Source organism: Streptomyces sp. NPDC040610 (genome assembly GCF_055594065.1).
Map to the genome: position 1 here is coordinate 1 of NZ_JBVIXA010000012.1, position 20024 is coordinate 20024.

A 20024-nucleotide genomic window follows, 5' to 3' on the forward strand; every position below is an offset into this window, starting at 1 on the left:
CGGTACCAAGGCCATCGTCATCAAGTTCGACAAGGAGACATGCCGCCCCTGCCCGGTGCGCGACGAGTGCACCCGCTCGAAGACCGGCGGCCGGACCCTCTCCCTGCAACCCCGCGAGCTGCAAGAAGTCCTCGACCATGCCCGCCTCCAGCAGGACGACGAGCAGTGGCGAGCCAGGTACGGAACCCGCGCGGGCATCGAGGGAACCATCCACCAGGCCGTCGCGGTCACCGGGATGAGACGTGCCCGCTACCTCGGTCTCCAGAAGACCCACCTGGAGCACGTCTTCTCCGCCGTTGCGCTCAACCTCATCCGCCTCGATGCCTGGTGGAACGGCCACCCGCTCGACCGCACCCGCGTCAGCCGCCTTGCCCGACTCGACCTCTCCCTCGCCGCGTGACCGAATAGGGGTCTTACTGGTGTGATCGCCTAATCAACTGTCGCCGGTTTCCCGAGGAACCCAGCCAGTTGGTGACCGACTGTGGTTGCCAACGGTGTATCGGCTCCGGGTCCCACCGGCCTCGTTGCGGAGCCGGGTGGTGGTCTTGTCGTGGTAGCGAGAGCGTCTGCGGCGACGGGCGCGGGATTCGGCACGAGGTGGGAGAACAGCTGCGAACGGCGGGTGTTAACTTCCTTCCCGTGGCGGAGCACCAGGACGAGACCAGGGCGGCCTACGACGGGGTCGTCGAGCTGTATGCGTCGATGTTCGCTGACCGGCTGGAGACGCAGCCGTTCTCGCGGAACATGATCGGCACCTTCGCCGAGCTCGTGCGCGGGACGGGGAACCCGCGGGCGGCCGATGTCGGCTGCGGGCCCGGACATCTGACGGCCATGCTGCATGACCTGGGGCTGGATGCCTTCGGGCTCGACCTCTCCCCAGCCATGGTCGACCACGCCCGGCGGGCCCATCCGGCGCTACAGTTCGACGAGGCGCGCATGGAGGCCCTGCCAGTCGAGGACGGCGCGCTCGGCGGCGTGCTGGCCCACTACTCGATGATCCATACCCCGCCTGGGGAATTGCCCGCGCTGCTCGCCGAGCAGGCGCGTGTCCTGGCACCAGGGGGCCTGCTCCTGGTGTCCTTCTTTGGGACCGAGGGGCCTGAGCCGCTCCGCTTCGACCACAAGGTGACGCCCGCCTATAGCTGGCCGGCGGACCGGTTCGCCGAGCTGCTGGCCCGGTCCGGGTTCGTCACGTTCGCGCGGCTGCTCCACGACCCGGCCTCTGAGCGGGGCTTCCTCGACGCCCACTTGCTGGCCCGCAAGTCGGAGGACACCGTCGAGGCCACCGCACAATAAGCCAGCAGGATCGGTGACACGGCTCTTACCCCGGACACGACGAAGGCCCCCTTCCACCCGAAGGCGGAAGGGGGCCCGTGTTCATGCGTACTGGCGTCGGGTGGGGTCCAACGCGGCGGCCTGCGGCGGCGGATCGTCGCCGGGGTCGGGGGCGCCGTCGCGTCGGCGCACTAGGGCGTCGGGGTCGCCGGGCGGCCCGGCCACCGGCTTCTCGCCGAGGCCTTGCACCTGCCTCGCGAGCGCGTCCCGAGCGGAGTTGGCGGTGCGCAGGTCGCGGGACAGCTCTGCGGCCTGCCTCGGCGAGCTGGTCCTCCAGCTTGACGACCCGCGCCACGAGGACGGTGTGCCGCTCGTCCTGCGCTTCCTGACCCAGCCGCAGAATCTCTCCATCGACCTTGTGGCCGACGAGCGCGACGACTCCGTGGATGTCCTCCTTCACGTCCTGGCGGACATCCTCGAGGCGGCGCACGACCTCCCCGGCCGTTGGCTCGTCGGCGACGGGGACCTCCCGTTACTGAGCTTGTAGGCGTGATTTCGTCCGCGTGGTCCTGGTCATGGCTCACGAAGCTGTCGGGAAAGAGCCTTTCCTCGACTGTGCGCACGGCGCTTGACTCGGCAGCCTCCTTACAGCGGCAGCCGGGGTGCCAGTCGGTGCCTTCGGAGGGCGGAATCGAAGGGGTAATGCCATGAGCATGGTTCAAAGCGGCAAGCTGGCTCTGGACTCACCGAACTCCACTGAGACGGTGGGCGGCAAGATCGACACCTTCAAGCAGGTCAACTTCCCCACCCCGTTCCCGGCAGGCTCGGACGTGATCGTGCAGGTAACCGTGCAAACCTTCAACGGCCCCGAAACACCGGGCGTCCGGCTGCACAACGTCAGTAACACCGGGTTCCGCATCCGCCTCAACGAGATCCTCGGCGGGGGCGTGTCGGCTGACGGCAAGCACACCACGGAGACCATCGGCTGGACCGCCTACACGATCTGAGATATGCCACGGGCGGCCCTGGGACTTCAACCCCCAGGGCCGCCCGCTGCGCGGTTCAGGACGCCAGACTTGCGCACCGGGCATGGTGCTTGCGTCAGTGCTTGCGACACCACGGCCGCGTCTCAAGGCGCGCCGAGTGGGTGGGCAGCGTTGCCGCTACGGGCCGCCGGTGCCGTCGGCGTCGGCGACCAGCGCGGTGTAGTCGTCCTTCTTGACCCCGTCGCACGTGCCCGGTCGGCCTTCGCCGCCCTCGGCGTACTGCTTCTCCAGGGCCTGGGCGCAGCCCTCGACGCGGTCCTCGTACGAGGAGTGGTTCAGCCAGAGAACGAGGCCGGTGATGCCTGCTGCGATGGTGAGGGTGGAGGCGGGGATGAAGATGGTCGAGCGGCGCATGGGTCCCCCCGGGGACGGGTGTCGAGGGCCCGGAGCGTAGCGGCGCGGTGGGTGTGATCGGGCGGGAACAGCGGGGGAACCCATCGAAGTGGGTGCCGACGTGCTGTCGTCGGTGAACTCGGGCGCGGGGGCTGCTACTTCGGCTCGTCCGCCGGGGCGAAAAGGCCCACCAGGGTGCGGAACGCCGTGCGGTACGCGATGGGGGTGGTGCCGTTGAGGCGCTGGAAGTGGTGGCGGAGGTTCGCGGGGGTGCCGAGGCCGGTGCGGGCCGGGATGTGTTCCACGGGGGTGTCCGTGTGCTCCAGGAGCCACTGGGCGTGGCGTACGCGGGCCCGCAGGAGGTACTGGAGCGGGGTCAGGCCCGTGTGGACGCGGAAGCTTCGGTTCAGGCTGCGGACGCTGGTGTGCGCGTGGGCCGCGATGTCCGCGAGGGTCAGGGGGCGGTGGAGGTTGGACTCCAGCCAGGTCGTGGTGGGGGTGAGGGGGGTGGTGGTGTCGGGGGCCGGGGGTTCGTCGGCTCGCGCGCTGGTGGGGGTGTCCGCCCGTGCCGCGGCGAGAGTGTCCGCTCGCGCCCCGGTGGGCGCGTCCGCGCGCAGTGCCTCCGACGGGTTCGGGAGCATCAGGAAGAGTTGGCGGTCGGCCTCCTGGGCCGCCTCCTTGCCGTGGTCCTCCTCGATGATGCGTACGCAGACGTCCTTGCCGCCGAGCACGCCCGAGGAGGTGAGGAACTGGCCGTCGGTGACCGGCCAGTCGGTGAGTTCGACCTCGATCCGGGGGTGACGGCGGGCCAGTTCCGGTGCGTGGGACCAGGCCGTCGTGGCGCGGCGGCCGTCGAGGAGGCCGGTCGCCGCGAGGGCGAAGGTGCCGGTGCCGATCGTCGCGATGCGGGCACCTCGGTCGGCCGCCGCCCGCAGTGCGGTCAGTACGTCGGCGGGAGGCGGGTCGGGGCACGCGCCGTACCCCGTCACGAGCACCGTCCCCGCGTCCGCCAGGCCGTCCAGGCCCCGCTCCGGGGTCACCCGGAACGGGCCGGGCGGAGCTGTGGTGATCGCGTCCCGCGCGGCGCACACCCGCAGCTCGTACGGCGGGCGGCGGTAGAACGTCCGCGACGCCGCACCGAACATCAGCGCCGGCGTGCTGAGCTGGGGCGCGGGCACCCCGTCGAGCGCGAGCAGGGCGATCGTGGGCATGGCCAGAATTTAGCCCACGGTGGCAGCAGGACGCTTTTTCCCGGCCCCCCGTCCCACGGAGCATGGAGGAACACGAGGCGGGGACCGGGCGACGTGGATGCCCCGGGCCGTCCGCCCGTTCACCCCGGCTGTTCACCCATTTACTCAGCACACGCATCAGGCGAAGGGCACCTCCATGTCTACTCCAGCCACTCCGGCCACCCCCGCCCAGTCGGCCTCGACCTCGGCCTCGACCTCGGCCTCCCGTCCGTCCCGTACGGCCCGGCGCGTCCTCGGCGGCCTCGGAGCCGTCGGCGCGGCCACCGCCCTGTGCGCCACCGGCCTCACCGGCAGCGCCCAGGCCATCGTCGGCGGCAAGGACGCCACCAAGGCGTACCCGTTCATGGTGTCGATCCCGATGACCGTGGAGCAGGAGGACGGCAGCAAGCTGAAGGGCGTGTGCGGCGGGACCCTGATCGACCCCGAGTGGGTCGTCACCGCGGCCCACTGCGCCCAGGACGACTTCGTGGCCCGTCCGACCGGGAAGGTCCGCGTCGGCAGCGACCGGCTGAGTTCCGGCGGCACGGTGCGCACCATCGTCAAGAAGGTGGTCCACCCCGCCTACGACATCGGCGGCGACAAGCGCTCCCACGACGACATCGCCCTGCTCCGCCTGGACCGCCCCGTCACCCGCCACGCCCCGATCCGCGTCGCCGACCACGCCCCGAAGGTCGGCGCGCACACCCGGATCCTCGGTTTCGGTACGACGGTCGACAGCACCGACCTGGAGGAGTGGAGGTTCTCCGAGCGCCTCCAGCAGCTCGACACCCGCAGGGCCGCGGCCGACAAGTGCCTCGACATCAAGGGCAGGACGGAGCTGTGTACGCAGAGCCTGGTCCGCGACGCGATGGCCTGCAACGGTGACTCCGGCGGGCCGCAGATCCAGCGCGTCGGCGGGCGCTGGCAGCTCGTCGGCGCCACCTCCGGCGACGGCGACGCGGCCGTCGACCGGCGCTGCGCGGGCGGCCCCGGGATCTACACCTCCGTGCCCGCGTACAAGAAGTGGATCGAGAAGACGATCGCCTCCCAGCGCTGACGTCGGGCGGGCGGCGCGTTCGGTGGCTCCCGGCGGATGCGGATAATGCCGGGCATGTCAGTCATCGCGCTGCTCGTCCTCGACGGCGTCCCCGCCCACCAGCTCACCACCCCCGGTCTGGTCCTGGACGCCGTCGTCCGCAGCGCCCCCGAGGCCGCGTACGAGCTGCGGGTCTGCGCGGTCCCGGGCACCGTCACCACCGCCCGCCCCGCCCCGCTGACCGTCACCGCGGACCGGGGGCTCGACGGGTTGGACGGGGCCGGGACCGTGCTGGTGGCCGGGCACGACGGGTTCCGGGCGGAGCCGCCGCCGGGGGTGGCCGAGGCCCTGCGCGCGGCCGTCGGCCGGGGGAGCCGGGTGCTCGCCGTGGGCACCGGCACGTTCACGCTCGCCGCGGCCGGGGTGCTCGACGGCCACCGGGCCACGACCGAGTGGAGTCACGTCCCCGAACTGGCCGCGCGCCACCCGGAGGTGGCCGTCGACCCGGCGGGGACGCTCGTCGTGGACGGGCCGTTCCGGACGTCGGCCGGGTTCCTCGGCGGGCTCGACCTGTGCCTGCGGATCGTCGAGGAGGACCACGGCCCCGCGGTGGCCGCCGCGACCACCCGGCAGCTCGTCCTGCCCGTGTCCGACGAGGCGCAGGCCGCGCGCGCCGAACTGGACCGTGCGCTCGCTGAGACCGGCGGCCTGGAGCCGACCGTCCGCTGGCTGGAGGCATCCGCGCACCGGCCCCTCACGCTCGCCGACATCGCCGCGCACGCCCGCCTCAGCCCCCGCACGCTCGACCGCAGGTTCCGCGCGCTCACCGGGCTCAGCCCGCTCCAGTACCTGCTGCGCGTCCGCCTCGACCGGGCGCGCCACCTCCTGGAGCACGACGACGCCACGATCGAGGACATCGCCGCGCGCGTGGGGTTCGGCTCGTCGGCGGGCTTCCGCCGGCACTTCCGCGAGGCGACCGGCGTGACGCCCCGCGGCTACCGCGCGGCCCGGTGCGACTCCGACTGAAGGTGGGCCTTCGCGTTGATCAGGGCCCGGGCGCGCAGGCGGCGCCACTCGGTGAGGTCGGTGCGGTGGCGGTCGCGGATCTCGGTGAGCGGCTGGTCGCGGAAGGCGGCTTCCGGTTTGAAGTTGTTGACGACCGTGGAGACGCGGAACCAGCGCCGTTGGTCGCCGTACAGGGTGCGTTGGGCCGAGGCGAGACAGCCGTCGGTGTGGGCGCGCACCGAGTGGCCGGTGGGCAGCGTCAGGGACAGCTCCGCGCGGCCGGTGCCGAACAGGGCCCGTGTCACCCGCTGTTGCTCGGCCGTGGACGCCGGGCGGCTGCCGGGGCGCGGCGGGGTCAGGCCCTTGCGGGTCAGACAGGTCTCGGTGAGCTGCTGCTGCGCCGCCTTGATCATGTCGTCGGGCGCCAGTGAGGACGTCCGCCCGGCGGACGGCGCGCACCCGACGGCCAGGACGGTGAGCATCAGCAGGGGGAGGGCCGCGAGGGTGCGGAGGCGGGGGAGGGACGGGTGCGGGCGGGGGCCCGGTGCGGAAAGGCGCGGGCGCGGGCCTGGTTCGGGCAGCTTCGGGCGCAGCTCCGGTACGGACAGGTGCGCGCGCCCGACGGCCTGCGCCGGTCGGGGACGACCGGGACGCGCGTCGCCGCTTCGCCCGGCTCGCGCCCCCGCCTCCAGGGGCTCTCGGGAGGTGGCTTCTCGGCGCATGCGGGCGGCTCCTGGGGCTGGTTCGGTGCGCGGTGCATGCGCACCCTCCCCACGGACCGCCGCGTTAAGCGCCTTGTCACCCGGACCGGTGAGCGGCCGCGCTGACCACTACCGGCGGCCGAGCGGCGCGCCGACCGCTACCCGCGACGCTGCTGCGCCGCCGGATGCGAGCGCCGGTACCTGCGGTCCCAGCGCTCCTGGCGGTCCCGCCGGATGCGGTAGTCGCGGTACGAGGAGGGGGTGCCCCCACCCCCGCCGCCGGAGCCGCCCCCGGCGCCCGCGCCGACCCCGCCGCCCACGGGTCCCGGCGGCCGGGCGTGGCCGCCGTCGTGACGGCGGACGAGGAAGTAGACGAGCACCGCGGCGGCCACCCACAGCAGGGGCTGCTTGAAGCCCAGGGCGATCAGGACGGCTAGTACGGCGACGATCAGTACGTTCATGGCTGAACCTCCGCACGCTGGACGCGGGCAGCCTGGGTCGCTCGGCGTCAGTTGTGATCGATGACAGGTGTGATCGTTGACAGGGACCGCACGGGCGCGGGGCGGGGGCGGCTCCGGAGCGCGGGCCCGCTGTCACGGGGTCGTACGAGGGCTCGTTCGGCCCTCGTACCGGGAGTCAACGCCCGCCGCCACCGCCTGTCAATGCTCCTCGGCGGAGGTGCCGGACGCGGCTTCCCCGGTGTGTTCGTGCGCGTGCTTGAGCAACATCCGAGTATCCACCGTGTCCGGGCCCGAAACCTGCTCCCAGAAGCGGTGGCAGCTCACGAACACCGCGAGCTCCCGCTCCCGTGAGCGCAGCTTCTCGACCTCGGCCTGATCGTCCGGCGTCCAGCCCGGGGAGGCGGGGCGCTCGACCTTCCGCCAGCCGTTGTCGTCGCTGAAGCCGTCCAGGGGCTCGACCGACCAGGGCAGCCGCCGCAGCAGGGAGTGCAGCTCCGACCTGACCTGGTGCAGTTCCTCCTGGCCGGCGAGGAGGTCGCTCGGGAACGCGTACGCGGGGGTTGGGGGCACCCCGTAATGGTACTCCTGTTCGAATTCGTGGGGCGAGTGGTACGGGGGTGTGGGGGGTGTGTCGGTCGGGGCTGTGGCCCGCTTTTTGTGATCGGTTCCCGTCAGGGCCGCGTACGCGCGAAGCTGGAGGCATGTGCCGCAGCATCAAGACTCTCCGCCCGCCCGCCATCCCCGAGAAGGCCACCGACGACGAGATCCGGGCCGCCGCGCTCCAGTACGTGCGCAAGGTCTCCGGGTTCCGCGCCCCGGCCGCCCACAACCGCGAGGTCTTCGAACGCGCCGTCGACGCCGTCGCCGAGGCCACCGCGGACCTGCTCGCCCACATCGAGGTGCGCGGGGCGCGCGCGGCCTCCTAGGGGCCGGAAACGCGCGAAGCCGTAGGTTCCCGCGGGAGCGGGACCTACGGCTCGTACACCCTCGGGCAGGCCCTAGCCCGCCGTCGACTCCCTCGGCCGCCGCACCAGGAACGCCGCCCCCGCCCCCGCCAGGAACAGCGCGAGGAGCGAGACGCCGGTCGCGAGCCACGTCGCGCCCAGCCACTGGCCGCCGAAGTAGCCGAGGCCCACGCTGTATCCGGCCCAGGCCACGCCCGCGAGCACCGACCAGGGCAGGAACTCGCGCACCCGGCGGTGGGCCGCGCCCGCGCCGAGCGAGACGATCGAGCGGCCCGCGGGCGCGAAGCGGGCGATGACGACGAGGACGCCGCCGCCGCGCGCGAGCGCCGTGCCGAGCCGTTCCTGCGCGCTGGTCAGGCGCCGGGAGCGGGCGATGGCACGGTCGAGGCGTTCACCGCCGCGCCAGGCGATGCGGTACGCGACGAGGTCGCCGAGCACGGACGCCGTCGCGGCGCAGAGCATGAGCAGCAGGATGTCCGGCACGTCGTGCGGGACCCGCCCGGTGCCGGAACCGGCGGCGGCCGCCGCCGTGGCCGCGGTGATGACGAGCACACCGCTCGGCAGCAGCGGCAGAAAGACGTCGAACAGGACGGAGAGGGCCACGACCGCGTAGATCCATGGGCTGCCGGTCAGCGCCCCCACACTCTCCAACACCGAAACTCCCCCGTTGTTACTCCCCAGTCGGCAACTCGTCGCCGCGATGTTCGCGGGAGCGGCGGGTGGCGGCCTGATAACAGCTGTACAGCGTACGCCGCGCCTCCGGCCGTAGATCCACTGGGGGCTCAGATGTTCGCTACATCACGTTCACCCGGCTGCCCTTCCCGACGCGGCGCGCACCCCTGAAGTCCCGTACGAACGGAGCAGGAGTGTGCATATCGGGCGCTCAATCGCAGACAAGTCGACATGTAGGAGAAGGGGAGAACTCGACAATGGTGGCAGGGATACTCGCCGCGGCCGTGGCGGCCGCCGTGCTCGCCGCGAGCGGCGGCGTACCGAACGAGGGTGGCGACTGCGTGCGCGCGAAGGGACGGTTCGCGCCGTCCAAGATGCTGTCGCCCGCGCTGACTTACGACCGGCAACTGGTGCCGCCGGGCGCCCGGATCGAGGTGACGCAGCGCCACGAACGGTCCGGCACCCGGGTCGCCCTGCGGGTGCGGGGCGTCAAGCCGGGGCACGCGTACGGCGTGCACGTGCACCAGAAGCCGTGCGGTACGGACCCGGCCGCGGCGGGCGGCCACTACCAGCACCGCCGTGACCCCGTGCAGCCCTCGAAGGATCCGGCCTACGTCAATCCGGCCAACGAAGTGTGGCTGGACTTCACCGCACAGCCGGATGGTTCGGGGAAGGCGGCGGCGGTCCACGCGTGGGGCTTCCGGCCGGGTGGGGCGTCGTCGGTGGTGCTCCACCGGGAGCAGGGCGGCGCGGGGGACCGGGTGGCCTGCTTCACGGTGCCGTTCGCGCCGCGCGCGTAGGCCGCCGCGGCGGACATGAAGGCGCCCCCTCCTCCGTACCGGGAACCACGTACGGAGAAGGGGGCGCCGCTCAGGCGGACCGCGGGTCGGGCCGCGATGAGGTTCGGTGCGTCAGGCCGCGACGGGCGTGCGCTCCGCGTCCGTCGTCGCCTTCGCACCCCGCTCACCGCGGGTCGCCGCGATCACGCGGTCGAGGCTGAACGCGCCGGAGCCCGTGAAGACGAGGAGCAGGAAGACCCAGCAGAACATCGCCGAGGCCTCGCCGCCGTTCTGTATCGGCCACAGGGCCTCCGGCTGGTGGACCTTGAAGTACGCGTAGGCCATCGAGCCGGACGAGACGAGCGCGGCGGCGCGGGTGCCGAGGCCCAGCAGGACCAGGCTGCCGCCGACGAGCTGGATGACGGCCGCGTACCAGCCCGGCCAGGTGCCCGCGTCGACGATGCCGCCGCCGCCGTCCGTGCCGCCGAGGACGCCGAAGAGCGAGGCGGCGCCGTGGCAGGCGAAGAGCAGGCCGACGACGATGCGGAACAGGCCGAGGGCATAGGGCTGGGCGCTGTTGAGACGTCCAGTCATGGTGGGGGACTCCTTCGGTCTTGACTCGGTTTGGGGACGGGAACCGATCGAAGACCCAAGATTAGGTCCGCCTAATTAGTACTTGCAACTTCAACATCTGAGTGTTTCGTGAGAATCGGCGGTATCCAGCCGTCGCAGGCGTCCCCGGAGTTCAGCGGCCCGGCCGGAACCGCCACCGCCCCGGCCGAAGCCGCAGCCGACCCGCCCCCCGTCACCGCCCGCAGCGCCGCCCGCGCCACCGCGTCCGCGTCGGACAGCGTCACCGAGTCCACCCCCGGCCTCGCCCCGGCCGCCGTCACCCAGTGCACCCCCTCCGTCGGCACCCCGAACGCGAACCGCCGCGCGTGCGCCCGGCCCCTGCGGTCGAGCAGGCGGTAGGGGCGCGGGGTGACGTCGAGGCCGCCCGTCTCGTGGCCGTCGACGGTGTGCGGGCGACACCGGCCCGACCGCAGCAGCTCCGCGAGCAGCGCGTCCCCGGTGCGCCGCAGATCGGGCTCGGGCAGCCGCGCCTCCACCAGGGTGGTCACCCGCACCCCGGACCCGGGCACGTCCGGCGAGTGCGCGTGGAACGCCCCGGCGGACTCCTCGCCCCCGCACCGCACTTCGAGCCGTGGCCCCAGCACCTCCACCACCCCCGCGTCGATCAGCGCCGTCAACTCCTCGATACGCCGCCGGGGCGGGCCGATGGACAGGAACGCGTTGAACGGCGTGTACCAGCCGTCCAGATGGGCCCGGCGCGACGCGCCCGCGAGGCCGCCGTGGTCGACGACGAGCCGCAGTTCGTTGCGCAGGTCGCGGAGCACGTCCAGGGCGGCCTTGAGCGGCCCCGCGACATTGCCGAGGGCGGCCTGCGCGGCGTCCTCGCGCAAGTGCCCGAGCAGCCAGCCGCGGAAGTCCCCGGGCGAGCGGAAGACCCGCCCCGCGTACGGGCGCGCGAGGCGCTCCCAGGACCACCGGTCGTCGGCGGCGAACCCGAACGCGTCCAGGACGGCGGACTCCTCGGGGCTGCCGTGCGCGGTGTCGAGGAAACGGTCGCGGAAGGCGGCGGCCCGCCCCGCCGCTCCGGCCGCAGCGAGCCGCGCCTCGTAGTGGACGGTCTCCACCTCCTTGGCGACCAGCGGCCAGACCTCGGTCAGGAAGTCCGGCGCGTCCCCGCTGTCGGCGCGCTTGCGGAAGCGGGCGATGGCCTCCGGGGTGAGCACGGCGGGCCGGTGCCGCCCGTAGGGGCCCTTGGCGTTGTCGCCGCGCGCCTGGTACGGCACGCCCCGCCGTGAACCGGCGTACAGGCGCGGCTCGTTGCCCGAGGCCACATAGCGCAGCCCGCCCCGCCCGTCGGGTACGAAGCGCCCGCCGCGCCCCGACGTCAGGAGCGCCATGTGGTCGAAGAAGTTCAGGCCGAGCCCGCGCAGCAGGACCGGCTCGCCCGGGGCGACCGCGGTGAGGTCGACGTCGGCGGGGTTGGCGGGCGGGACGTGGCGCAGGCCGTGCCGGTCGGCGTACGCGGACAGCTCCGCCCGTTCGCGGTCGGCGGTGTCGGGCAGGTGGCCCTGCGCGAGGACGACGGCGCCGAGCCCGGATATCTCCCGGGAGTCGTCGAGGACGAGGGTCCCCGCGCCCCCGTCGGTGCCGTCGGTGTCGTCGAGGCGGATCGCGCGGGCCGCGTGCGTGCGGACGCGGACGGAGCCGGGGGCGGCGCGCACCGTCTCGGCGAAGAACCACTCCAGATAGCGGCCGTAGTCGGCGCGCGTCGGGTAGTCGTCCGGGCCGAGCCCCGGTATGTGCCCGCGTGCCGCCCACTCGTACAGGCTCGGGCCCGGGCTGATCGGCCCCGCGCAGTCGACGCTCGCGTCGGTGAACAGCGTCACCTGGGAGGCCACGGTGTTCATCAGGAGCTCCCGTGACTGGGCGGTGCGCCAGACCCGCCCGGGCCCCGGCGGCGCCGGATCGACCATGTGCACCGTCAGCCGCGCCCCCGGCGGCAGCAGCTCGGCGGCCGAGGCGCACAGGCGCTCCAGGACGCTGGTGCCGCGCGGCCCCGCGCCGACGACGGCTATGGAGTGGTCGACGGTCGCAGCAGCAGACAAGAGCGTGACTCCCGGTACGGACGGGGCGAGGACCGGCTCATCATGCCGCCGCGGACACCGTTGCCGAAGCCCGCTTCGGAGGATCTCCATCCGGTTGTGTCCTGAGTCACGGCCAAGGCGGACATCACCGCTACCCGTGGGAGGTTCGCCCCGTCCCACCCGTACCCACAGCAACCGCGCACACGGGACGCACGGGACTCACGGCGTCAGCGTCGTCCGCTCCACCGTCTCCAGGCGCTCCCCGCCGCCCTTCTCCGCCCGCGCCCGGTCCAGGCGCAGCTCCGCCGAGCGCCCGCGCAGCGTCAGCGTCATCAGGTGGTTGCCGAACCAGGGGCCGCCCGTCCTGCGCCAGTTCACGGCGGCGCGCGGGAGCCGCCCGTGCCGGGCGAAGCGGCGGCCGAGGGCGCGGCCCACGCGGCTCCAGCCGAACCGGAAGCCGACCCTTATCGAGGCGGGGATGGAGTTGTGCACCGGCGAGCAGGTGAGCTGCAGGACGCGGGCGTCGGGCCCGCCGCCCGCGGGCCAGGTGGGCTCGGCGACGTACGCGTGGTGGACGTCGCCGGACAGGACGCACACCGTCGCGGGCGCGTCCGCCGCGGAGCCCGCCTCGGCGATGAGGGCGGCCAGGGCGTCGAAGGACGTGGGGAAGGCGGCCCAGTGTTCGAGGTCGGCGCGTCTGCGCAGGTCCTCGCCGAAGCGGGCCCAGCGGGCGCCGCGCTCGCCCCGGCACAGGGCGGCGTTCCAGCCCTCGGCGTCGTGGATGAGATGGGGGAGCAGCCACGGCAGGGACGTCCCGATCAGGAGGTGGTCGCAGCCGCCCTCCAGGGCCTGCTCGCGCAGCCAGCTCGCCTCGCCGGGGTCGAGCATGGCGCGCTTGTCCTCGTCGAGGACGCGGGCGGCCCGGGTGTCGACCATCAGCAGGCGTACGCGGCCGAAGTCGCGGCGGTAGCTCCAGCGGGCGGCCGTGGGGTCGGCGTCCGCGGCGGCCGCGTGGGCGCGCAGGGCGTCGGTGCCGTCGGGTGCGGCGCGCACGGCCGCGAACAGCTCGTCGCGCTCCAGTTCCTCGGGCGAGAGATTCCCCAGGTGCTGATGGACCCAGTACGACATCAGGCCGCTGAGGATGCGCTCGCGCCACCAGGGCGTGGCGCGCATCTCGGCGAGCCAGGAGGCGCTGGTGTTCCAGTCGTCGATGACGTCGTGGTCGTCGAAGATCATGCAGCTGGGGACGGTGGAGAGCAGCCAGCGCACCTCGGGGTCGAGCCAGGACTCGTAGTAGAGGTGGGTGTACTCCTCATAGTCCGCGACCTGGTCGCCCGGGGGTTCGGAGAGGTCGCGGCGGGCGGCGAGCCAGCGGCGGGTGGCCTGGGAGACCTCGTCCGCGTACACCTGGTCGCCGAGGAGCAGGAGCACGTCGGGGCGCGGGGCGGCGGGGTCGGCGGCGATGCGGGCCGCGAGGGTGTCGAGGGCGTCGGGGCCGACCGGGTCGTGCTCCTTGCCGGTGTCCCTTCCGCCCCGGTGGCCCAGGTCGTGCAGGTGGGACGTCTTGGCGGGCGGCGCGGCCCACCGGCAGGAGCCGAAGGTCACCCGCAGGGCGTCGGCCCCGTCCCCGCCCGGCGTGCGGATCGTGCTCGGCGGGAACGGCGAGTCGGGCAGCGGCCACACGGGAGTGTCGTCGAGCGTGACCTCGTACGCCGTGTCGGTGCCGGGGCGTAGCCCCTCGACCGGCACCAGGGCGTAGTGGTGCCCGGCGACCTGGAAGGTCCGGGCCGCGCCGCGCGTGCCGTCGGCGCAGCGCACCTCGGCCGTGCAGGGCCGGTCGGCCTCGACCCAGACGGTCGCCCGCGCGCCGTCGACGTACCTCAGCAGTGGACCCAGACGCAGCCGCGCCACAGTGATCACCCTCCTCCGTCGCCCCGTACGGTACGGAACGACGGAGGCGGGCGGGACGGTTCCGCGCAAGCGGACCGGCCTGGGGCGGGATCAGGCGGGATCAGCGGCCGCCCGCGCGGCTCAGCAGCCGTTCAGGATGGAGCTGAGCGCGCTCTTCTCGGCGGAGTCGACGGTGAGGCCGTAGTGCTGCTTCACGTCCACCCACATCCGGGCGTAGAAGCAGTGGTACGAGGTGGTGGGCGGCAGCCACTTCGCCGGGTCCTTGTCGCCCTTGGCCTGGTTGACGTTGTCGGTCACGGCGATGAGCTGGGGCTGGCCCAGGTCGTTGGCGAAGCCCTCGCGCCGGGCGGTGGTCCAGCCGCTGGCGCCGGACTTCCAGGCCTCGGAGAGCGGGACGACGTGGTCGATGTCGACGTCGGACGCGGCGGTCCAGGTGCCGCCGTCGTAGGGGGACTTCCAGGTGCCGGAGACGGCGGCGCAGCTGCCGTCCTGCTGGACGTTCTCGCCGTCGCGCTTGAGGACGACCTCGCGGGTGTTGCAGGCGCCGGACTGGGTGGACCAGTGCGGGAACTTGTCGCGGCTGTAGCCGTCGGACGAGCCCTCGGGGGCCACGGTGAGCTGGCCGAGGTAGGTGCGGGCGGTGGCGGCGCTGACCGGGGTGGGCGGGGCGGCCTGGGCGGGGGAGCCGGACAGCAGGGTCGCGGCGGAGGCGAGCGCGGCGACGGCGCCCAGGGCGGCGAGACGGTGACGCGCGTAGATTGCGGGCATGCGAACTCCCTTGATGTGGGGGGACATTGACCGGTGGGGCGGCCATGCTGGTGCGCTCGGGTTGCCCCGAGGTGTGTACCGGGTGACAGGGTCGCGTCAATCACCTGTAAACATCAAGGGTTCTGGCGCCTCGTCATGGAGGCGCGCCGGGGCGGAAGTTGGCGTTTCGGGGGAATTGCCCCGCACGGGTTGCTCCGGTTCGCGGGGGATCGCCGGGTCGGGCGCCGGAGCGAATGTGGCTCCGGTCACGGCGGGCCCGGGCCGAAAGTCCCTGGCCGGGGCGGTGTGCGGGTCGCGTACGATGGTCGGAGCAGAAGGGGAGTAGCTCTTCGCCGGACCGTCGACATACTGCTCAGCTCGTTCTGAGCCGGCGCCCGGAGGCAGCCCACGGATGTGGGCGGCCAGCGAGACCTTCGGCCAGCAGTGCCAGACGTACACCTCCGTGTACGTCACCGAGCGCTGCCGTGCCGAGGTGTCGTACGCGAAGGCTGCGGAACTCTCGGTGGGGCGGCCCGACCGATTGAGGAACCTTGATCAGCATCAGCGTGACGGCGCTCGTCTTCGGCGTCGTCTTCCTTGCCGAACTGCCCGACAAGACAGCGCTGGCCGGGCTCGTCCTCGGCACCCGTTACCGCGCCTCGTACGTCTTCGTGGGCGTCGCCGCCGCGTTCGCCGTGCACGTGGTGCTCGCCGTGGCGGCGGGCAGCGTGCTCACCCTGCTGCCCCAGCAACTGGTCCACGCCCTCACCGGCGTCCTCTTCCTCGGCGGCGCGGCGATGCTGCTGCTCAAGAGGGACGATGACGACGAGCAGGTCAAGGCCCCCAAGGACCAGAGCTTCTGGCGGGTCTCGGGGGCGGGCTTCATGCTCATCCTGGTCGCGGAGTTCGGCGACCTCACCCAGATCATGACGGCCAACATGGCGGCGCGGTACGACGACCCGCTGTCCGTGGGCCTCGGCGCGGTGCTCGCGCTGTGGGCGGTCGCGGGCCTCGGGATCGTGGGCGGCAAGGCGCTGATGAAGCGGGTGCCGCTGGCCCTCATCACGAAGATCGCGGCGATGCTGATGCTGGCGCTCGGGGTGTGGAGCCTCTACGAGGCGATCGCATAAGGGGCTGACCTGCGGTATTGGCGCTCGTGGGGCTTGTTTTGTACCGTGGGGGAACAAAGTGGCTTCGCCCGTACTCCCTGACCGGCGGGCGGAGCCGCCTTGTCTTCCCCTTCCGTGTGCGGGCCCTTCCCTTGGAGTACGCCGATGACGGCTGCGAACGTCCTGACCGCCCGAGCCCTCCTCCTGGACATGGACGGCACCCTCGTGAACTCCGACGCCGTCGTCGAACGCTGCTGGCGGCAGTGGTCCGCCAAGCACGGCCTCGACGCCGACGAGGTGATGAAGGTCGTGCACGGGCGGCAGGGATACGCCTCCATGGCCCTGCTGCTGCCCGAGCGGCCCATGGCCGAGAACTACGCCGAGAACCGCGAGATGCTGGCGCGCGAGACCGCCGACATGGACGGCGTCGTGCCCATACCGGGCGCGCCGGAGTTCATGGCCTCCCTCGCGGGGCTGCCGCACGCCCTCGTCACGTCCGCCGACGTGGGGCTCTCCACCGGGCGGATGGCCGCGGCCGGGCTCACGCTGCCCGAGGTGCGGGTGACCGCCGAGAACGTCGGGGCCAGCAAGCCCGACCCCGAGGGGTTCCTCAAGGGCGCCGCCGAGCTGGGGTTCGACCCCGCCGACTGCGTGGTCTTCGAGGACTCGGGCGCCGGGATCGCGGCCGGGCGGGCCGCCGGGATGCGGGTCGTCGGGGTCGGCCCGCGGGCCGGGGAGTACGAGCCCACGGTGTGGGTGGACGACCTCAGGCAGGTGCGGGTCTCCGCCGACGCGGGGATTCTGACGCTTTCGTTCGGGTGAGGCCGGGTGGCCCTTCCTGGGCCGGGAGTGCCGTCGGCTCGGGAGCGCCGTCGGCTAGGGGGAGTCGGTCTCGGACTCCAGGGATCTTCTTGTCGCCGGGCCGTAGGTGCCCCGGGGGTCCGTCTTGATGCCCCGGGCCCGCTGGTAGCGGGACACTGCATCGGTCACCGGGGGCGTGTAGCGGCCGTCCGCCGGGCCGGAGTAGAGGGACAACTGGCGTAATCGGTGCTGGAGTTCGGCGACCTCGGGGCCCTGGTCGCCGCTGCGCAGGGTGGGCGCGGCGGCCGGGGTGCGGGACGGGGGCGGGCCCACCGAACCCGTGGCGCGGGCCGTCGTGCGCGAGGGTGAGGGCGAGGGCGCCGGGGACTTGCGTCGTACCGGCACCGAGCGCGGTGCCGTGGCCGACGGGGTGCGGGTCGGCGTGGAGCGGGGGGGCGAGGGGGCCGGTGCGGCCCTCGGGACGGTGCGCGGAGCGGGCTCCTTGGAGGCCCTGTCCGGGGTGTTGTCCGCCAGGTCCGGCAGCGCGCGGTCCGTGCCGCCCCCGTCGCCGCCCGCCCCGTCACCGGCGTCCCCCGACATCACCCCGCCCGTGAACACCGCGGCCGCCGCGACCACGAGGCCCGCCCCGGCGAACAGCGCCCCCCGCCCCCGCCGCGCGGACCGCTCCGGCCCGGCCGCGGCCTCGGCGGGCGTGGCGTCCGCGGCCACGGGCACCTGGGGCGGCAGCGGTGCCGACGACAGCGCGGGTAAGGGGGCCGACGGCTCCGGCAGCGTCACGTAGGGACGTATGCGTATCGGATCGAAGTCCTCCGCCGCGGCCGCCTCCGCGGACCGGGTCTCCAGGGCGGCGTCCGCGGCCTCGCGCGCGCAGCCGCAGGAAGGGGCGGCCCTCGGCGGGCGGGGCGTGCCGCAGCCGGGACACACCGGCCCGTCCGCGCCTGCCGGGCTCGCCGCGCCTGCCGTGCCCGGCGTACCTGCGGCCTCCGCCGCACCCGCCACTCCCTCGGGCCCCCGGGCACCCCCGGACCCCTCGGGCTCCCGGCGTCGTCCGGCCCGTCCGTTCGCCTCGCTCATCGCGTGCTCCCCTCCCTCGCCGGCTCCGCAGAGCTCTGAAGGAGTATGCAGCGACTCGGCTCGACAGGCCATAACGGATGACTCGGACCACGATGGAAGGTGGGAAGCACCGCAGGAGGTGTCCATGACGCAGGACGTGAGCACCCGCCCGGCCGGGCCGCGGCCCGGCAAAGGACCTCCGGAGCACGTGGGCGGCGGCGTACTGGTCTCCATCGGGGCCCTGCTCCTCGGCATGCTCCTCGCCGCCCTCGACCAGACCATCGTCTCCACCGCGCTGCCGACCATCGTCAGCGACCTCGGCGGCCTCGACCACCTGTCGTGGGTCGTCACCGCGTACATGCTGGCCGCGACCGCCGCCACCCCGCTGTGGGGCAAGCTCGGCGACCAGTACGGCCGAAAGAAGCTCTTCCAGACCGCCGTCGTGATCTTCCTGATCGGCTCGGCGCTGTGCGGCGTCGCCCAGAACATGCCGCAGCTCATCGGGTTCCGGGCGCTGCAGGGCCTCGGCGGCGGCGGCCTCATGGTGCTGTCCATGGCGATCGTCGGAGACCTGGTGTCGCCCCGCGAACGCGGCAAGTACCAGGGCCTCTTCGGCGCCGTCTTCGGCGCGACCAGCGTCCTCGGGCCGCTCCTCGGCGGGCTGTTCACCGAGCACCTCAGCTGGCGCTGGGTCTTCTACATCAACCTGCCCATCGGCGTCGTCGCGCTCGTCGTCATCGCCGCCGCGCTGCACATCCCGGCGAGCCGGGCCCGGCACGTCATCGACTACCTGGGCACCTTCCTGATCGCCTCCGTCGCCACCTGCCTCGTCCTCGTCGCATCGCTCGGCGGTACGACCTGGAGCTGGGGCTCGCCGCAGATCATCGGGCTCGCCGTGCTCGGCGCGGTGCTCGCGGTGTGCTTCGTGGCGGTGGAGCGCAAGGCCGCGGAGCCCGTCATCCCGCTGAAGCTGTTCCGGATCCGCACCTTCACCCTGTCCGCCGTCATCAGCTTCGTCGTCGGCTTCGCGATGTTCGGCGCGATGACCTACCTGCCGACGTTCCTCCAGGTCGTCCAGGGCGTCTCGCCGACCATGTCCGGCGTCCACATGCTGCCCATGGTCGTCGGGCTGCTGCTCGCGTCGACCGTGTCCGGGCAGATCGTCAGCCGCACCGGGCGCTGGAAGGTGTTCCCCGTCGCGGGCACCGCCGTCACCACCCTAGGCCTGCTCCTGCTGCACCAGCTCAACGAGAACAGCCCCACCGGCGAGATGAGCGCCTACTTCTTCGTCTTCGGCCTCGGCCTCGGCCTCGTCATGCAGGTCCTCGTCCTCATCGTGCAGAACGCCGTCGGCTACGAGGACCTCGGCGTCGCCACCTCCGGCGCCACGTTCTTCCGGTCCATCGGCGCGTCGTTCGGCGTCGCCATCTTCGGCACCGTGTTCACCAGCAGGCTCGGGGACAAGCTCACCGACGCCCTGCGCGGGCAGGACCTGCCCGCCGGCGTCACCACCGACTCCCTCAAGGCCGACCCGCGCGGCATCGCCGAACTGCCCGCCGGGCTGCGGCCCGGAGTGCTGCACGCCTACTCGTCCGCCATCACCGACGTCTTCCTGTACGCGGCGCCGGTCGCCCTCGTCGCCTTCGTCCTCGCCTGGTTCCTGCGCGAGGACCGGCTGCGCGGGGCCGTCACCGCGCCCGACCCCACCCAGACCCTTGCCAGCAACCCCGTCGAACGGTCCTCCTACGACGAGGTGGCACGCGCGCTGTCCCTGCTCGGGACGCGGGAGGGGCGGCGCGAGGTGTACGTCCGCATCACCCGGCGGGCCGGGTACGACCTGCTGCCCGCCGCCAGCTGGATGCTCCTGCGGATCGCCCGGCACGGGCACGTCGAACCGGCCACGCTCGCCGAGCGCAGCATGATCCCCCTCGCCGTCGTCACGCAGGCCTCCCGGCAACTGGAGGAACGGCGCCTGGCCATCCGCCAGGGCCTCGGCCTGCGCCTCTCCGAATCCGGCAGGGAGGTGGCCGAGAACCTCGCCAAGGCCCGGGAGGAGTCGCTCGCGGAGCTGCTCGGGGACTGGTGGGGGCCAGGGCGGCCCACCGATCTCATGCAGCTGGTCGAGGAGTTGGGGGCACAGATGTGCGGGTCGGACGCGGAGCGGCCCTCCGGAGGCCGGGGGCCGGTCCGCTAAGCGGGGCTGGCGAAGTCGGCTGCGGTTCG

Annotated in this window: 22 protein-coding genes; 11 read left to right on the forward strand and 11 right to left on the reverse strand. The window is 73.2% G+C overall.

What is annotated here, in order from left to right; all coding sequences use genetic code 11:
• The 4 genes from ACZ6AA_RS32270 to ACZ6AA_RS32285 all read left to right on the forward strand — a co-directional run.
• A partial coding sequence (locus ACZ6AA_RS32270) for a transposase (RefSeq protein ID WP_471461908.1) occupies positions 1–400 on the forward strand: 400 nt, incomplete at its 5' end.
• A gap of 239 nt (positions 401–639) precedes the next feature.
• On the forward strand, positions 640–1296 hold the full coding sequence (locus ACZ6AA_RS32275; protein ID WP_471461911.1) for a class I SAM-dependent methyltransferase: 657 nt from the start codon (positions 640–642) through the stop codon (positions 1294–1296).
• A gap of 262 nt (positions 1297–1558) precedes the next feature.
• Positions 1559–1822 (forward strand): hypothetical protein, encoded by a 264-nt coding sequence (locus ACZ6AA_RS32280; RefSeq protein WP_471461913.1) that lies wholly within the window; start codon positions 1559–1561, stop codon positions 1820–1822.
• 160 nt (positions 1823–1982) lie between these two features.
• Positions 1983–2282 carry a hypothetical protein gene (locus ACZ6AA_RS32285; protein WP_468449487.1) on the forward strand — a complete coding sequence of 100 codons (300 nt, stop codon included), beginning with the start codon at positions 1983–1985 and terminating at the stop codon, positions 2280–2282.
• A gap of 156 nt (positions 2283–2438) precedes the next feature.
• Here the strand turns inward: ACZ6AA_RS32285 and ACZ6AA_RS32290 are convergent, their stop codons facing one another.
• Entirely contained in the window at positions 2439–2675 is a 237-nt protein-coding gene (locus ACZ6AA_RS32290) for a hypothetical protein (RefSeq protein WP_468449486.1), read from the reverse strand.
• A gap of 134 nt (positions 2676–2809) precedes the next feature.
• Positions 2810–3865, reverse strand: coding sequence for a GlxA family transcriptional regulator (locus tag ACZ6AA_RS32295; RefSeq protein ID WP_471461917.1), 1056 nt, complete (start codon positions 3863–3865; stop codon positions 2810–2812).
• A gap of 175 nt (positions 3866–4040) precedes the next feature.
• Here ACZ6AA_RS32295 and ACZ6AA_RS32300 point away from each other — a divergent pair, with 175 nt between their 5' ends.
• Together ACZ6AA_RS32300 and ACZ6AA_RS32305 are read left to right on the forward strand one after the other, a co-directional pair.
• On the forward strand, positions 4041–4940 hold the full coding sequence (locus ACZ6AA_RS32300; RefSeq protein WP_471461919.1) for a S1 family peptidase: 900 nt from the start codon (positions 4041–4043) through the stop codon (positions 4938–4940).
• A 54-nt stretch (positions 4941–4994) separates the two neighbouring features.
• Positions 4995–5945 carry a GlxA family transcriptional regulator gene (locus ACZ6AA_RS32305; RefSeq protein ID WP_471461922.1) on the forward strand — a complete coding sequence of 317 codons (951 nt, stop codon included), beginning with the start codon at positions 4995–4997 and terminating at the stop codon, positions 5943–5945.
• Here ACZ6AA_RS32305 and ACZ6AA_RS32310 read toward each other — a convergent pair.
• From ACZ6AA_RS32310 to ACZ6AA_RS32320, 3 genes are all read right to left on the reverse strand, one after another.
• Positions 5915–6646 (reverse strand): hypothetical protein, encoded by a 732-nt coding sequence (locus ACZ6AA_RS32310; RefSeq protein ID WP_471461925.1) that lies wholly within the window; start codon positions 6644–6646, stop codon positions 5915–5917. The genes ACZ6AA_RS32305 and ACZ6AA_RS32310 overlap by 31 nt on opposite strands.
• A 137-nt stretch (positions 6647–6783) precedes the next feature.
• Positions 6784–7086, reverse strand: coding sequence for a hypothetical protein (locus ACZ6AA_RS32315; protein ID WP_468480935.1), 303 nt, complete (start codon positions 7084–7086; stop codon positions 6784–6786).
• Between the two features lie 198 nt (positions 7087–7284).
• On the reverse strand, positions 7285–7656 hold the full coding sequence (locus ACZ6AA_RS32320) for a hypothetical protein (RefSeq protein WP_471461928.1): 372 nt from the start codon (positions 7654–7656) through the stop codon (positions 7285–7287).
• A gap of 131 nt (positions 7657–7787) precedes the next feature.
• Between ACZ6AA_RS32320 and ACZ6AA_RS32325 the strand changes: the two genes are divergently transcribed.
• The gene (locus ACZ6AA_RS32325) at positions 7788–8012 is read left to right on the forward strand and encodes a DUF2277 domain-containing protein (protein ID WP_468449479.1); all 225 of its coding nucleotides are present in this window, start codon (positions 7788–7790) and stop codon (positions 8010–8012) included.
• Positions 8013–8084: 72 nt separating this feature from the next.
• On the opposite strand, the gene ACZ6AA_RS32330 is transcribed toward ACZ6AA_RS32325, so the two are convergent.
• Positions 8085–8705, reverse strand: coding sequence for a DedA family protein (locus ACZ6AA_RS32330; protein ID WP_468449478.1), 621 nt, complete (start codon positions 8703–8705; stop codon positions 8085–8087).
• A 275-nt stretch (positions 8706–8980) separates the two neighbouring features.
• Between ACZ6AA_RS32330 and ACZ6AA_RS32335 the strand changes: the two genes are divergently transcribed.
• On the forward strand, positions 8981–9523 hold the full coding sequence (locus ACZ6AA_RS32335) for a superoxide dismutase family protein (RefSeq protein WP_468449477.1): 543 nt from the start codon (positions 8981–8983) through the stop codon (positions 9521–9523).
• Positions 9524–9634: 111 nt separating this feature from the next.
• On the opposite strand, the gene ACZ6AA_RS32340 is transcribed toward ACZ6AA_RS32335, so the two are convergent.
• The 4 genes from ACZ6AA_RS32340 to ACZ6AA_RS32355 all read right to left on the reverse strand — a co-directional run bounded on the left by ACZ6AA_RS32340 (position 9635) and on the right by ACZ6AA_RS32355 (position 14838).
• On the reverse strand, positions 9635–10096 hold the full coding sequence (locus tag ACZ6AA_RS32340; protein ID WP_471461935.1) for a DoxX family protein: 462 nt from the start codon (positions 10094–10096) through the stop codon (positions 9635–9637).
• A gap of 71 nt (positions 10097–10167) precedes the next feature.
• Complete coding sequence (locus ACZ6AA_RS32345; RefSeq protein ID WP_471461938.1) at positions 10168–12180, reverse strand: FAD/NAD(P)-binding protein; 2013 nt, start codon at positions 12178–12180, stop codon at positions 10168–10170.
• A 198-nt stretch (positions 12181–12378) separates the two neighbouring features.
• The gene (locus ACZ6AA_RS32350; protein WP_468450150.1) at positions 12379–14070 is read right to left on the reverse strand and encodes an alkaline phosphatase D family protein; all 1692 of its coding nucleotides are present in this window, start codon (positions 14068–14070) and stop codon (positions 12379–12381) included.
• 120 nt (positions 14071–14190) lie between these two features.
• Positions 14191–14838: an HNH endonuclease family protein gene (locus ACZ6AA_RS32355; protein WP_468449474.1), complete on the reverse strand. Its 648-nt coding sequence runs from the start codon at positions 14836–14838 to the stop codon at positions 14191–14193.
• 530 nt (positions 14839–15368) lie between these two features.
• Between ACZ6AA_RS32355 and ACZ6AA_RS32360 the strand changes: the two genes are divergently transcribed.
• Both ACZ6AA_RS32360 and ACZ6AA_RS32365 read left to right on the forward strand, forming a co-directional pair.
• Positions 15369–15947, forward strand: a complete 579-nt coding sequence (locus ACZ6AA_RS32360; RefSeq protein WP_468449473.1) for a TMEM165/GDT1 family protein — start codon at positions 15369–15371, stop codon at positions 15945–15947.
• Between the two features lie 144 nt (positions 15948–16091).
• Positions 16092–16748, forward strand: coding sequence for an HAD-IA family hydrolase (locus ACZ6AA_RS32365; protein WP_468449472.1), 657 nt, complete (start codon positions 16092–16094; stop codon positions 16746–16748).
• A gap of 54 nt (positions 16749–16802) precedes the next feature.
• On the opposite strand, the gene ACZ6AA_RS32370 is transcribed toward ACZ6AA_RS32365, so the two are convergent.
• Complete coding sequence (locus ACZ6AA_RS32370; protein WP_468480938.1) at positions 16803–17822, reverse strand: peptidoglycan-binding domain-containing protein; 1020 nt, start codon at positions 17820–17822, stop codon at positions 16803–16805.
• 124 nt (positions 17823–17946) lie between these two features.
• Between ACZ6AA_RS32370 and ACZ6AA_RS32375 the strand changes: the two genes are divergently transcribed.
• On the forward strand, positions 17947–19995 hold the full coding sequence (locus tag ACZ6AA_RS32375) for a DHA2 family efflux MFS transporter permease subunit (RefSeq protein ID WP_471461950.1): 2049 nt from the start codon (positions 17947–17949) through the stop codon (positions 19993–19995).
• Positions 19996–20024: the final 29 nt, after the last annotated feature.

Bases quoted from the DNA above. Each gene is read 5' to 3' on its own strand.
- ACZ6AA_RS32285 (WP_468449487.1), top strand. From the start codon at position 1,983: ATGAGCATGGTTCAAAGCGGCAAGCTGGCTCTGGACTCACCGAACTCC.
- ACZ6AA_RS32290 (WP_468449486.1), bottom strand. From the start codon at position 2,675: ATGCGCCGCTCGACCATCTTCATCCCCGCCTCCACCCTCACCATCGCA.
- ACZ6AA_RS32295 (WP_471461917.1), bottom strand. From the start codon at position 3,865: ATGCCCACGATCGCCCTGCTCGCGCTCGACGGGGTGCCCGCGCCCCAG.
- ACZ6AA_RS32300 (WP_471461919.1), top strand. From the start codon at position 4,041: ATGTCTACTCCAGCCACTCCGGCCACCCCCGCCCAGTCGGCCTCGACC.
- ACZ6AA_RS32305 (WP_471461922.1), top strand. From the start codon at position 4,995: ATGTCAGTCATCGCGCTGCTCGTCCTCGACGGCGTCCCCGCCCACCAG.
- ACZ6AA_RS32310 (WP_471461925.1), bottom strand. From the start codon at position 6,646: ATGCGCCGAGAAGCCACCTCCCGAGAGCCCCTGGAGGCGGGGGCGCGA.
- ACZ6AA_RS32315 (WP_468480935.1), bottom strand. From the start codon at position 7,086: ATGAACGTACTGATCGTCGCCGTACTAGCCGTCCTGATCGCCCTGGGC.
- ACZ6AA_RS32325 (WP_468449479.1), top strand. From the start codon at position 7,788: ATGTGCCGCAGCATCAAGACTCTCCGCCCGCCCGCCATCCCCGAGAAG.
- ACZ6AA_RS32335 (WP_468449477.1), top strand. From the start codon at position 8,981: ATGGTGGCAGGGATACTCGCCGCGGCCGTGGCGGCCGCCGTGCTCGCC.
- ACZ6AA_RS32340 (WP_471461935.1), bottom strand. From the start codon at position 10,096: ATGACTGGACGTCTCAACAGCGCCCAGCCCTATGCCCTCGGCCTGTTC.
- ACZ6AA_RS32355 (WP_468449474.1), bottom strand. From the start codon at position 14,838: ATGCCCGCAATCTACGCGCGTCACCGTCTCGCCGCCCTGGGCGCCGTC.
- ACZ6AA_RS32365 (WP_468449472.1), top strand. From the start codon at position 16,092: ATGACGGCTGCGAACGTCCTGACCGCCCGAGCCCTCCTCCTGGACATG.
- ACZ6AA_RS32370 (WP_468480938.1), bottom strand. From the start codon at position 17,822: ATGAGCGAGGCGAACGGACGGGCCGGACGACGCCGGGAGCCCGAGGGG.
- ACZ6AA_RS32375 (WP_471461950.1), top strand. From the start codon at position 17,947: ATGACGCAGGACGTGAGCACCCGCCCGGCCGGGCCGCGGCCCGGCAAA.